The organism is Prolixibacter sp. DSM 2831 (assembly GCF_056493735.1).
Map to the genome: position 1 here is coordinate 1,420,604 of NZ_CM151379.1, position 13,012 is coordinate 1,433,615.

Sequence of the window (13,012 nt, forward strand, 5' to 3'; positions counted from 1 at the left end):
TTTAGACCTTAGACTTAAGATTCCAGACTTACTTTATCCAGTTTTCGGGCTTTGCCTTCTCCTTCTCCTGAGCCTGGTCTTTAATTTTTATTATTCATTTCTCATTACCTATGGTTCTACCGGATAACTGAATTCCTCATTCTTCGGACGGGGAAGAATCCGTGACAGCAACAGATAGCCAACAACTCCGGCTACCAGCGAACCTCCTAAGACTCCGAGCTTAGCAGCGTTTAGCATTGAAAGGTCGAAATAGGCCAGGTTGGAAATGAAAAGCGACATGGTGAAGCCCAATCCTCCCAGGATAGCGACTCCGAACATATGCGACCATTTGATATTCTGAGGTAACTCGGCTAATCCAATTTTTACGCCGCCCCACGAAAGCAGTGTGATGCCCAGCGCTTTTCCAACAAACAGTGCCAGAGCTACACTCAGGCTTAAATAACCGTACGGTCCCATGTTGCTTCCGTCGAGCACGACACCTGCGTTACCGAGTGCAAATACTGGCATGATGAAGTAGTTGACCATTTTGTGCATCATGTGTTCGATGCGTTGAGCCGGACTCTGTACCATCTTTATTTGTCGCTTCAGGTTATCGAGTTTATGTATTTCCTGGTCGGGAAGAGTGTATGATGTGGCGCAATCGTCGCACATGTTGAATTTGTCGACATGGTCGTTGAATTCGTTTGTCATCAGGTTACGGCGGACCGGTACGGTAAAAGCGACCAACACGCCGGCAATGGTGGCATGGATACCCGATTTCAGGAAGAAATACCACACAACGGTTCCGATAACGACGTAAACCCAAGGTTTGCGCACTCTCATCCAGTTGAGGATAAGCAACAGGGAAATCAGTGCCAATGCCTGCATCAGGTATTCCAGTTGTAGGTTGGACGAGTAAAATATAGCGATGACCATGATAGCTCCAAGGTCGTCGACAATGGCTAGCGCTACCAGGAAAATTTTCAGCGAAAGCGGAACCCGCTTGCCCAACAGACTCAAAATTCCCAGTGAAAAGGCAATGTCAGTTGCCATCGGAATACCCCAGCCTTGTGCACCATCTTTTCCTATCGTGAGGGCTGAGAATAACAACGCAGGTAAAACCATTCCACCCAAAGCTCCTAACGCCGGAAGCGCCGCTTTTCGCATGCTAGACAATTCACCTGCAATTACTTCGCGCTTGATTTCCAGGCCAACGACGAAAAAGAAAATGGCCATCAAGCCATCGTTAACCCAGTGCAGCAGGTGCATCCCCACTTCAAAACTTCCCACTTTCAGGGCGATTTCGGTGTGCCACAGGTGTTCATATGTGTAGTGAAAGGCTGAGTTGGCCCAGAGTAGCGCAATGATGGTACAGACGATGAGCAAAATACCTCCCGAGGCGTCATTCTCGAGAAATTGGTGAAATCTCCGGCGCGACGCCTGGATAACTCTTTTGGGAACCATTTCCTGCATAAGGTAAAATTGTCGTCAGGTTAAGAAAATTTTGACCAAGCGGCCTGAGAAATAACCCTGCTAAGGTACGAAATTCCCCCTCCCGGGAAAATTTCAGATCAGGCTGCCTGATACAAGATAACAAAAAATTACCGGCGAAGTTTGACAAAAATGTAGTGATGACCGAGCAACTATAAATTCGCTGTCTTATGATATTTGTATGTAGAGAATTAGCAGAGGTCGACAGTGAGCTTTGGTGAGCACTTCTCAAAATCTTTTCGGTTTTATGCAAAAAATAAGAGAAGTTAAGCTGATGCAAATAATTCAAAATGTTCAGGTTCACTAGTGCTTGCTTCAGGTATTGTTGTTAATACAAGAACTTCTGTGTAAACATGCACAACTATTAAATCTTTTTAAAAAATTTTAACAATGACTTGACTTAAATGTAAAATTATCTTTAATTAGTACCTGCAAATATTGGAAACGTGATAAATGATTCTGATAAGTAAGGAGGAAAGCCGAAGATTGACAGTGAATGGTATCAAGCGCTATCGTCAGCGCATGCAGATACTAAGTTTGTTGTATGAACATCGTTCGCTGTCGGCATCTGATTTAAGTAAGGAGGTTCACATCAGCCTGCCTACGACTAAGACATTGCTCGATGAGTTAATCGCGCTGAAAGCGGTTGAGACCAGCGGTATTGGCGAGTCACGGGGAGGGCGGAAGCCGGCTCTTTACAGTTTAGTGGCTGAAGCTTTTTATATCGTAGCCGTCGATATGGGACGTTATAAAGCTAAAGCTACCGTTTTTAATTGCCACAACGAAGAAGTAACCCCCATCCGGTTTATTGAAACCAATATCGATGATCCCAGGTTGGTCGATAAACTTCATGAAACAGCAACCGAAATGGTTCGTGATGCGGGTATCTCGGAGGATAAGATTGTGGCAGTGGGCGTTGATATGCCCGGACTGATTGATTCGGTGGAAGGAATCAATTATACCATCAAGAATCCCTCTTTACGGAATGTAAAAAAGCGTTTCGGTGCCAAATTTCAAAAGATTGTTTACATCGATAACGATGCCCGCATGCAGGCCTTTGGTGAATTTGTTTTCGGGAAAGCACAAAATACCACGAACTCGGTTGTGCTGAACTGGAGCTGGGGATTGGGACTCGGCATGATTCTCAATGGTCAGCTTTACAGTGGTTCCAGGGGCTTTGCCGGCGAATTCAGTCACATCAGGCTGGAGGACGAAGGCGAACTGTGTATTTGCGGCAAACGTGGATGTATCGAAACCATGGCATCGGCTCATAAACTACTTAGCCTGGCGAAGAATGGCGTTAAAAATGGTACGATATCGCAGCTAACCCGGATCTTCAAGAATAATCCGGAGGAGATGCAAGCGGAAGATGTGGTTAGTGCCGCCCGTGGAGGAGATGAATTCGCCATATCTATTTTAAATCAAGTAGGTAGTGCTTTAGGAAAGGGGCTTTCCATTCTGATTCAATTGCTTAACCCGGAATTGATTGTCCTGAGTGGTCCTATTTCACAAGCCAACCAATACATAATGACACCTATCCAACAGTCCTTAAACCAGTATTGTCTGGAAAATATCTGCAGTAACGTACGTCTCGAAATTTCTGAGATTGATGAGCACTCGGGTTTGCTCGGAATAGCTGCCATGCTTTTCCAAAAGGTTTTTGGTGACGCAATGGATGAACTTAAATAAGAAAGCAGTATAGCAGTCCTGTCATTTGCTATTGCAAAAACTGTTATTTGTTTTAGTTATATGTTTAATAGTATGGTTTTCTAACCACAAAACACCCAAACTCTATGCGAAAGATTGTTTTGGCTTTTGGTGTGTGCCTTGCACTCATTAGTAGTGCATATGCCCAGCACACGGTTACAGGAACAGTTGTTTCCGAGTCCGACGGTCAACCCATACCCGGGTTAACGGTCGTTGAGAAAGGAGTAAACAACGGTACCATTACGGATGCCGATGGTAATTACTCCATTACTGTACAATCGGGAGATGCTACTTTGGTGTTTTCATTTGTTAGTATGGAAACCCAGGAAATTCCCGTGAATGGTCGTTCGACCATTGATGTTACAATGAAATCCAAGGATGTGGCAGTTGATGAAGTTGTTGTCACAGCGCTTGGTGTTACCCGCGAAAAGAAATCGTTGGGGTATGCTGTTAGCGAAGTCAAAGGTGACGAAGTGTCTACCGTGAAGGATGCTAACCCGATAAACTCACTGTCAGGTCGTGTAGCCGGTGTAACCATTACACAAGGCTCCTTCGGACCGGGTAGTAGTTCCCGGGTGATCATTCGTGGTAACAACTCGCTAACCGGTAATAACCAGCCGCTTTATGTGGTTGATGGTGTGCCGATGGATAACTCAGGTTTCGGTTCGGCTAACGAAGCGAACACCGGAGAATATTCCAAATCGGACTATGGTAGTGGTATCGGTGACATCAACCCTGATGACATTGCTTCGATTTCGGTGTTGAAAGGTCCTAACGCCGCCGCACTTTATGGTTCGCGTGCAGCTAATGGCGTTATCATGATTACCACCAAGAAAGGATCTTCCCGGAAAGGTATTGGCGTAAGTATTACATCAAACACCACTTTCGAGAACCCGATGTTGCTTCCTGATTATCAGAATCAGTATGGGCAGGGAACACAGGGAGCGATTCCTTCTACTGTCGATCTGTTGAAGCAGAGTGGTGGTTCATGGGGACCCAGAATGGATGGTTCCAGCCAATTGTATTATACCGGCGAGAATCGTCCGTATAGTCCGCAGCCTGACAATGTGAAGAATTTCTTCGATACCGGTTTTACGACCATCAACACCTTGGCTTTGGATGGAGGAAATGATAAAATTAATATGCGTTTCTCTTATACTAATTCGCAGATTAATTCCATCATTCCCAACTCAAAAATTGAGAGGAATAACTTCAACCTCAGAGCTTTTGCTAAACTAACTGATAAGCTGACGGTAGATGCGAAAGCCACTTATTTCAAGCAGTATGGCAAGAACCGTCCGAATCTGGGGACGGAAGGTATCATGGCTTATCTCGTTAATATTCCCAGAAATGTTGACATTAACGACCTGAAGAATTATCAGGATCCGGTAACCCTGAGTTCGATTGGCCCAACTTCGTTGAATTCGAACCCGTACTGGATGGTTTATCACGATCAGAATAAAGACTGGAAAGATCGGTTCCAGGGATTTGTCAAGATTCAGTATGCGTTCACCGATTGGCTTTCTGCCTACGTTCGCGTGGGTACCGATATGACGATGATGGATATCGAGCGGGTGAACCAGTACGGACATTGGTTCTATTCAACTGGTCAGTTCAGTTATAGTGAAAGTCAGACTCAGGAAACCAATGCTGATTTCCTTTTCACGGCTAACAAAGACTTGACTGAAAAGATCAACCTGAACGCTTCATTCGGTGGTAACGCCATGCATCATACCTATCGTGGCCATAGCGTTAGCGGTTCTCAGTTCCGTATCCCAAGTGGACCTCCATTGTTGAGCGCCAATGTTGTGAATCCTGGTTTCACTCCATTACAAGAGAAGAAAATCAATTCACTGTATGGAACTGTTAGCCTGTCGTATGATCGTTGGTTCTATCTGGACGGATCGGCCCGTAATGACTGGTCTTCTACACTTCCTGAATCGAACTGGTCATATTTCTATCCTTCGGTTAGTGCTTCGGTCCTGTTTAACGATCTGTTGAAGCTGGATAATTCAGCGATGACTTATTCCAAACTGCGCGTCAGTTGGGCACAGGTAGGTAACGATACCGATCCTTACCAGTTGTACGATACCTATTCCCTGGCAGGTGTAAACGATTCTTATTTGGGTGAAACGACTATGTCACGAAGTTCAACCAAATTTAACCCGAATCTGAAACCGGAACAGGTAACTTCCCTTGAGTTCGGAGGTGAATTTAGGTTCTTCGATAATCGCTTGCATCTCGACATGTCATACTACGATATTAAATCGAAGAATTTGATCATGCGTGTGCCGATTTCTGCTTCTACTGGTTACAGCACTTTGCTTGAGAATGTCGGAGAGATCGAAAATAAAGGTTTTGAAGCGATGCTGGGGGCAACACCGGTACGCACGCAAAATCTGACCTGGGATGTATCAGTGAATTTTGCTACCAATAAGAACAAGCTGGTTTCATTGATTGCCGGCACCGATAACTATGTGTTCTCTACTACCAATAGTGGAAACATTATTGTGCAGGGAACTGTAGGCGGTGGATTTGGTGATATTTATGGTACAACCTGGGCCAGAACAGATGACGGTCGCGTTGAAGTAAATGCTGACGGTTTACCAAAGTCGAGTAGCGACAAGGTTTACCTGGGTAACTATCAGCCCGACTGGACCGGTGGTTTGAGTAATACCTTGACGTATAAAAGCTTCCGGTTGAGTGCATTGGTTGATGCACGCTTCGGTGGTAAAGTATTCTCTGGTGCAGATGCCGGAATGGATGGCGCCGGTACCAGTAAGCGTACTTTGCAATATCGTGACGGCGGTGTAGTTGTCGACGGAGTTCTGAATACTGGTACCGTTGATAACCCGGTTTGGGAAACCAATACCAAGCAAATTACTGCACAACAATATTGGGGTGCCGTTAGTGGTATCGCTTCAGAATATGTTTACGATCAGACCAATGTGCGTTTGCGTGAGCTTTCGCTGGTATGGAATCTGCCAAGTAGTTGGTTGAGCAGTACCGTGGTAAAAAGTGCTTCCCTTGGCGTTGTGGGTCGGAACCTCTTCTTCATTTATAAGAAAGTGGACAACTTCGATCCGGAATCAGCTTATAGTACTTCTTCTTTCTCTCAGGGGATTGTGTACTATCCCTTGCCTACGACCCGGAGTCTCGGTTTCAACCTGAATGTGAAGTTCTAATCGTTAATGACTGAATATTATGAAATTAAATAAATTCCTACTAGCAATTGTTGCTGTATTGGGGTTGACTTACTGTACATCCGATTTTGTGGATATCAACAAAAACCCCAATGCAATACTCGGAGACCAGATCTCTGCCAAGTACTTCATTACTCGTACGCAGGTTGATCTTTTTGCTCCGAATCGATATCCCTACTGGCGGGCACAGTTGATTCACGCTGACCGCTATGCCGGTATGTTCTGTTTTGGATTTTCCGGTTCCTGGTGGTCCGACGGATTAGGTTATACCTATAGTGCCGGTTACACCGATGCCGCATGGGATTATTATGAGGGGTACAATAGTACCATCAATACTTTCCTGCAGCTGACGCAGCCGGGAGGTGATTTGGAAAACCCATTGACCTATGCCACCGCTCTTATCATGAAGAGTATGTATTATCAGAAATTCACGGATACTTTTGGTGAAGTTCCGTATTCTGAAAGTGGAAACCTGGACATCCTTCAGCCGAAATTTGATACACAGGCTGAAATTTACCAGGGGATTATTAATGACCTGGATGAAGCTATGAGCCTGATTGGTGATGCCACCAAAACCGGTGATGGACAGCTGGATTTAGGCTCCAATGACCTGTTCTATAACGGTGATTTGCAGAAGTGGAAAAAACTGGCCAATACGCTGAAGTTAAAAGTGGCGTTGCGCGCCAGGGGAGCTTCCGGTGCGTCGTTTGTCGATCAGGCTATCAACGAGGCTCTTTCTGCTCCGCTATTGTCTGATGAGTCCGATAATGCGTTGTTGCCAAAAGATAACGTTATCAGTCAGTGGAACAGTTCCTGCTATGGCGACGTATGGTACAACTTCGGTACCGGTTCCGACTGGACCGTTAGTCAGCCGCTGATTGATTTGCTGCAGAAGAACGGTGATCCACGTTTGTCTAAATATGCTCAACCTGCTGCCGGTGGTGATACGCTTACCATCCCTCATCCGGATTCGGATGATGATGCTATGTATCAGAAGCGCAAGGATTTTATCCTCAGTGCGCTGGATGATGCAGGTGCTACCTATACCGAATGGACCAATGGAAATGGTGAAACCGTTATTTCCCTGGAAAAGGATAAGTATTATATTGGACAACCGGTTCGCTTGAATGGTTTTACTTATGATTATGCCCTTTACCAATTCTTCAGTACGCCGGCTCAATACATCATTCAGAAAAAGAACGATGGGAAACCCATTGCACCTGAGATTGTGCTGACGACAGCTGAATCGTATTTCATGCAGGCACAGGCTGCGCTGGATGGATATGGTTCCGGGGATGCCAACACGCTTTATCGTGAAGGTTTGACTCAGGCGATGCTGGTTTGGGGTGTCGATCAAACTGATATTGATACTTTTCTTGCCAACTCACCAATGGCTAACTTGACTGGTACCGGTGACATGGAGAAAGTTGCCGAACAGCGTTGGTTAGCTAACTATACCGAAGGTTTCGAAGCGTGGGCAGTAGTGCGAAAGCTGGGATATCCAGCATCACTTGCTGCAGGCGTAGACGATCCGGATATTTTCTCCATGGGTGACTTGAACGGAGCGTATCCGCAGCGTATGCGTTATGGTTCCAGCCCGTATAGTACCAACAACGACAACCTGCAGAAGGCAATTGGCCGTCAGGGTGCCGATGTACAAGCCACGAAGTTGTGGTGGGCAAAATAAACCTAACTTGACCTTTCACTCAGTATCTCAGATACTAGTAGTTTAGATTGCCGGGGGAGCTTCGGCTCCCTCGCTTTAACCATATTAAAAGCGGGACCGTCTGACCCCGCTTTTTTGTTGTATTGATATCTGCTTTGTTTTAGAAGTCCATTCCGCTTCGGTAAGTGGTTGATTGATCGAGCGGAACTAATTGACCGGCAAACCGGAGTCGGGCGCTGGTTGTAGCAGCGCTTACTTCGGCATCGGCAAAGTTGTTCCCTTTGCTCAGTCTTACCGTTATATCGGCTGTCAAAGCGTTGCCGATAACCGACATTTGATAAGTGATGTTTCCGTTCTTGTCTTCTGTCATTTTAATCTGAGTTGGTTTTCCTTTTAGTGTTATTCCACCCAGTCCGTTGGGGCCTGTGTAACCGTTAAATGCCAGCTGCATGTAAGCCGTGTTATTCTCCAGCGAAACGAAGTTGGTTTGATCGCTAACATTGATCAAACGACCCCATTTGGTGTAAAGACGATTGGCCTCCAGTACCCAGTCGCCGTTTTCGAGCGCCTGTTTGGCTTGTTCGAATTGAGCCATATCAGCTGCTGTCCGTTGTTTTTTCTTCATTGCTCTTTTCTCCTGACGCGTCATGGTGTCGGAGTTTTGTGCATATACCTGTGTGATGGTACCTAGTCCAAGCAGGACTCCCATCAGCATAATGAGTAATTTTGTTTTCATGACGTTAAATTTTTATGTTATATAATTCGTTTGTTCTTTTTCTTTTTTTCACTTTCATCTTAACTATTGCAAAACTCAGACCACGATTTGCTTCTTCTTTTTTTGAGTGGATTGTACCATCTGGGAAAGTATCATCTTTTTGGCCAGTGTTTTCAGGTAGTTTTAGGGATTTAAGTACTGGCAAAGCAGTGGCCGCGGTTAATAATTTTTAACCATAGCGTTTACCCGGTTAGCACTTTTTATTAATTACCGCTTGAAGGATTGTCTGATCTCGTGAGACGTTTTTGAGAGAGTGATGGCCGGGATGATTATATGATTTTATGCTGGTAGGAGGTATATTGGATCTCGCAAAATAAAAGCGGGGTTACTGGCCTCGCTTTCATTCGTGTTGTGTTTTAAATATTAGAAATCCATTCCACTTCGGTAAACGGATGAATCGCTTGCGGGTACCAGTTGTCCGGCAAATTGCAGGCGTGCGCCACTGGTTATCGCGTTCACTTCGGCACTGGCGTAATTGTCCCCATTTCCTAAACGAACAATAATGTCGGCGGTCAATGCATTGCCAATTACGGACATTTGGTAGTATACGTTGCCATTTTTATCGGTACTCATTTTGATTTGGGTAGGCTTGCCTTTTAGTGTGATTCCTCCCATTCCGTTGGGGCCATTGTGTCCGGCAAAAGCCAATTGCATATAAGCTGTACCATTTTGCAACTCGACAAAATTGGTGTTGCTGTCAACCGGTATGGTATTTCCCCATTTGGTGATGAGCCGGTTGGCTTCCAGAACCCAATTACCGTCTTTTAGGGCAGCTTTAGCGTTTTGGAACATAAATTGGTCGGCGGCCATTCTTTCTTTCTTCCGTAGTTCTCTTTTTGCTTTTCGCGACAGGTTCTTTTCAACGTTGGTATGCGTGTCCTGTGCATAGCTTCGTGTCATGACTCCAAGTCCGAGCATGATACTCATCATCATAATAATTGCTTTTGTTTTCATGACGTTAATTTTTTATGTTAGACAATACTTTGTTGTTTTTCCAATTCTTTGTTCTTAAGTGCTTTTGGTCTAATACAAAACTTAAACCACGAATCGTTCCTGCCTTTGGCTGATTCGCTGAGTTTTTTAGAGTTTTTAATGATTAGTGTGTTGTTGTATAGTATGTTATGCGCTAGTTTGGTAGCTGGGTGTGCCCCTAATCGGATTAATGAATTTTAACCGTTTCCTAATTTTTGTATCGGATTTTTTTAACGTTCTTTAGCCAACTGGAAAATTTGTCACGACTTCGTAATCTGTGAATTGACTATTCCGGTAATCGGATTAAAATGAAATATATGAAGATGGGTAATCGATTTCTGTTGATTTTGTTTTTGATGATGATGCTGGGGAATGTCAGCGCAGCTAGTAAGTTTCACACGCAGAATGATGGCGTTGCCGGAATAACTGATGGAAAAATCAGGATGCCGGAGACGGAGAACGCGAAATTTGCGTTAACCGCACAAAACGATATTTATGAATACTGGCAGCAAAAAATGGAGACCGATAGTCTTCAGCAGAACCAGGGAAAAAGCTGTCCTGTTTTTGTCCGGAAAGCCATCCTGCCAACCGGATTGATAGCGGCGGGGCTGGTTACCATGGCGGTTCCAAAGCAAACGGTACTCAGCAAGTACCGTATTCATGATACCATGCATGGTTGGAATCCCAATTTTCATACCACGGCTGACAATTATCTGCAATATGCACCGGCTGTCATAACGCTGGGGCTAAGCGCTGCTGGTTTAAAAGGCCGCAACGATCTGCTCAACCAAAGTTTGATTCTTGCCAAAGCGGAATTGTTGATGTCGGTAGTGGTTCAGGGAATCAAAAGAACCTCTAAGGTGGAACGTCCCTATGGTCCGGTATACACATCGTTTCCTTCCGGGCATACGGCACAGGCATTCCTTTCGGCCACTTTTCTTGCCAAAGAATACGGGCACATTTCTCCGTGGATTAGCGTGGGAGCATACACCACTGCTACCGGCGTTGGCGTATTGCGCATGATGAATAACAAGCACTGGATTTCCGACGTGCTGGCCGGCGCCGGAATCGGAATTCTTTCTGTCGAATTCGTTTACCTGACGCATCAGCACCGCTGGGGAAAGAAAAACAACCTGGTCTTTGCTCCGACGCTGTATCACAAAGGTGGCGGTGTTTCTCTGGCGATGACCTTCTAAGTAATTTCTCACATATGTTTTAATACACTATTTGTTTGTTGACTTGATTTTCAGAGGTCAGGGAGGGAATGGTAGGCCATTCAGCGGTTTGGGCCATGACCTGTCATACTTCGAAAACAGAGCGGGTTCACTTAATGAGAGAGAGTCTTCATCGGTGAGCTTCTGGGAATAATGCTCTGCCTACACCTACACATTCAGATTACCTAACCGGGAAGAGTAATAGCATGATTGCGAATAAATCGGTTAAATATCTGACAATGAAATTAAGAAGAGTAGTGGCTGTATCAGCCGTTATTTATGTTCTGACTATTTCAAAAGCATTTAGTCAGCTGAGTGTTAGCGTAGGATATGGTCTTCAGTGTCCCGGCAGGCAAGACCTGAAATTCAGGTACTACGAGAATGGCGTTTTGGTTAAGAACCTGAAAACATCGAAAGCCATCTCTTCCTGGTCGCCGGTCAATAATCTCGATTTGACTTACTGGCACAAAAAATCTGGCTTTGCGTTTAGTTACGTTTACTGGAAGAACGACAGCAAGGGCATTACATTCCTGACGACAGAAATTCCACCTTTCAAACACATGGAGCAGTCCAGAAACCTGTATCTGCTCGATTATTTGCATAAAACCGGTATTCCTTTTCTTCAAAAGACGAGTGAAAATACCGAAGCATTGTATGGATATTGGGGCGTAGGCGTGGGAGTTGGCGTTACCGAAACAACGCCCGGTTTGGAAAAAAGCATCAAACCGGCCATGCAGCTATTGTATGGGGTAAATTACAAAATCTACAAGCGGTTGAGTCTTTTTGCCGAAGCAAGATACCTGTTAGCTCACGATGCTGATAATGCGCCTCCTTCGACTTTTACGGGATGGAAAGTCGATTCTTCCGGACATCCCTTTCCGCTCCGACCGCATCCGCATCTCGATACGCGGTTTTACGATCTTCAGTTAGGTCTGAGGTTTCGCTTATAAAAACAATCTTTCACCATAGTCACGTTTATTTTCACAGGCTCATACAATGAAAAAGATTCAAGTCATTTTACTGTTTCTACTCATGATGGGAAACAGTGCTTTTGCTCAGTCTAAAGGTTTGGAGGAAGATTCGGTTGTTTTCAAGCCGCATGGTAAAGTCGTTACCCAGTTTTTTAGTGATTTTACTTATAAAGTAACGAATTACAAGTGGCAACCGGCATTCGAAGTTTCCCGGGCTTACCTGGGATATGAATACCATTTCAGTCAGAAATTTTATGGCCGAATCAACTTCGATGTCGCTGATCCGGGTACGGGTCAGCTGCAAATGACAGCCTTCCTCAAAAATGCATTCCTGCAATATGATAATAACAAATTGAAGGTTGCCTTTGGGGTGATACCAACAAATGTCTTTCGTTTGCAGGAAGCATTTTGGGGGCATCGATATTTGCTTCCTTCGTTTTTGGAGCAATACGCTTTTAGTCCAAGTGCCGATTTAGGGGCCTCAATGCAGTGGCAGGTCCTTCCCAAAGCAAGTTTCGATTTCTCTATTCTGAACGGGGAAGGTTATAAACGTTTGCAGTCCGACAGTACACTAATGTATACGGCAGGGGTAACCTACAATCCAATTAACTGGCTGTATGTTCGGTTTTATTTTGACTACATGAAAAAAATAGAAGCGCAAATGACCTATGCCGCATTTGTAGGCTATCGCGGGAAGAATTTTACTGCGGGATTTGAATACAATAATCAACAGGAGCATGCCAACATTCCGGACCACGACCTGTCGGGAATCTCCCTCTATGGTACCCTGAAGTTAAAGAATAACTCAAATGTGTTTTTCAGGTACGATAAGCTAATGTCGAAGCACATTGGCGGGGTTCCGGATGGCTGGCATGTGATTGAGGACGGAAGACTTTATACGGGAGGTATCGAGTTTAATCCGGTGAAAGGCGTGACCATTTCACCCAATATGACCGGTTGGTACCCGGTGCACGACACACATCACATTATTACCGGGTTTCACTTGAATGTAGCGTTTAAGTTCTGATACAATA

Annotated in this window: 10 protein-coding genes; 6 read left to right on the forward strand and 4 right to left on the reverse strand. The window is 44.9% G+C overall.

Annotation, left to right across the window (positions count from 1 at the left end; all coding sequences use genetic code 11):
- Nucleotides 1–108: 108 nt before the first annotated feature.
- Entirely contained in the window at nt 109–1,452 is a 1,344-nt protein-coding gene (gene nhaA / locus AC060N_RS05625) for a Na+/H+ antiporter NhaA (RefSeq protein WP_479526235.1), read from the reverse strand.
- Nucleotides 1,453–1,923: 471 nt separating this feature from the next.
- Here nhaA and AC060N_RS05630 point away from each other — a divergent pair, with 471 nt between their 5' ends.
- The 3 genes from AC060N_RS05630 (at nt 1,924) to AC060N_RS05640 (ending at nt 8,067) form a co-directional block, all read left to right on the forward strand.
- Nucleotides 1,924–3,159, forward strand: coding sequence for an ROK family transcriptional regulator (locus tag AC060N_RS05630; RefSeq protein WP_106543225.1), 1,236 nt, complete (start codon nt 1,924–1,926; stop codon nt 3,157–3,159).
- Nucleotides 3,160–3,263: 104 nt separating this feature from the next.
- Nucleotides 3,264–6,362, forward strand: a complete 3,099-nt coding sequence (locus AC060N_RS05635; protein WP_479526236.1) for a SusC/RagA family TonB-linked outer membrane protein — start codon at nt 3,264–3,266, stop codon at nt 6,360–6,362.
- Nucleotides 6,363–6,381: 19 nt separating this feature from the next.
- Nucleotides 6,382–8,067, forward strand: a complete 1,686-nt coding sequence (locus AC060N_RS05640; RefSeq protein WP_479526237.1) for a SusD/RagB family nutrient-binding outer membrane lipoprotein — start codon at nt 6,382–6,384, stop codon at nt 8,065–8,067.
- Between the two features lie 139 nt (nt 8,068–8,206).
- Here AC060N_RS05640 and AC060N_RS05645 read toward each other — a convergent pair whose 3' ends face one another.
- The 3 genes from AC060N_RS05645 to AC060N_RS05655 all read right to left on the reverse strand — a co-directional run bounded on the left by AC060N_RS05645 (nt 8,207) and on the right by AC060N_RS05655 (nt 9,775).
- Complete coding sequence (locus tag AC060N_RS05645; RefSeq protein WP_479526238.1) at nt 8,207–8,782, reverse strand: DUF4251 domain-containing protein; 576 nt, start codon at nt 8,780–8,782, stop codon at nt 8,207–8,209.
- A 4-nt stretch (nt 8,783–8,786) separates the two neighbouring features.
- Entirely contained in the window at nt 8,787–8,966 is a 180-nt protein-coding gene (locus AC060N_RS05650; protein ID WP_479526239.1) for a hypothetical protein, read from the reverse strand.
- A gap of 218 nt (nt 8,967–9,184) precedes the next feature.
- Entirely contained in the window at nt 9,185–9,775 is a 591-nt protein-coding gene (locus tag AC060N_RS05655; protein ID WP_479526240.1) for a DUF4251 domain-containing protein, read from the reverse strand.
- Between the two features lie 341 nt (nt 9,776–10,116).
- Here AC060N_RS05655 and AC060N_RS05660 point away from each other — a divergent pair, with 341 nt between their 5' ends.
- From AC060N_RS05660 to AC060N_RS05670, 3 genes are all read left to right on the forward strand, one after another.
- The gene (locus tag AC060N_RS05660; RefSeq protein ID WP_479526241.1) at nt 10,117–10,989 is read left to right on the forward strand and encodes a phosphatase PAP2 family protein; all 873 of its coding nucleotides are present in this window, start codon (nt 10,117–10,119) and stop codon (nt 10,987–10,989) included.
- A 257-nt stretch (nt 10,990–11,246) separates the two neighbouring features.
- Nucleotides 11,247–11,957 (forward strand): hypothetical protein, encoded by a 711-nt coding sequence (locus tag AC060N_RS05665; RefSeq protein WP_479526242.1) that lies wholly within the window; start codon nt 11,247–11,249, stop codon nt 11,955–11,957.
- Between the two features lie 46 nt (nt 11,958–12,003).
- Nucleotides 12,004–13,005 (forward strand): hypothetical protein, encoded by a 1,002-nt coding sequence (locus tag AC060N_RS05670; RefSeq protein WP_479526243.1) that lies wholly within the window; start codon nt 12,004–12,006, stop codon nt 13,003–13,005.
- The last annotated feature ends 7 nt before the right edge of the window (nt 13,006–13,012 follow it).

What these genes read in the sequence shown, in the direction of transcription:
- AC060N_RS05670 (WP_479526243.1), top strand. Translation starts at nt 12,004, where the DNA reads ATGAAAAAGATTCAAGTCATTTTACTGTTTCTACTCATGATGGGAAAC.
- AC060N_RS05655 (WP_479526240.1), bottom strand. Translation starts at nt 9,775, where the DNA reads ATGAAAACAAAAGCAATTATTATGATGATGAGTATCATGCTCGGACTT.
- AC060N_RS05660 (WP_479526241.1), top strand. Translation starts at nt 10,117, where the DNA reads ATGGGTAATCGATTTCTGTTGATTTTGTTTTTGATGATGATGCTGGGG.
- AC060N_RS05630 (WP_106543225.1), top strand. Translation starts at nt 1,924, where the DNA reads ATGATTCTGATAAGTAAGGAGGAAAGCCGAAGATTGACAGTGAATGGT.
- AC060N_RS05640 (WP_479526237.1), top strand. Translation starts at nt 6,382, where the DNA reads ATGAAATTAAATAAATTCCTACTAGCAATTGTTGCTGTATTGGGGTTG.
- AC060N_RS05665 (WP_479526242.1), top strand. Translation starts at nt 11,247, where the DNA reads ATGAAATTAAGAAGAGTAGTGGCTGTATCAGCCGTTATTTATGTTCTG.
- AC060N_RS05645 (WP_479526238.1), bottom strand. Translation starts at nt 8,782, where the DNA reads ATGAAAACAAAATTACTCATTATGCTGATGGGAGTCCTGCTTGGACTA.
- AC060N_RS05635 (WP_479526236.1), top strand. Translation starts at nt 3,264, where the DNA reads ATGCGAAAGATTGTTTTGGCTTTTGGTGTGTGCCTTGCACTCATTAGT.
- nhaA (WP_479526235.1), bottom strand. Translation starts at nt 1,452, where the DNA reads ATGCAGGAAATGGTTCCCAAAAGAGTTATCCAGGCGTCGCGCCGGAGA.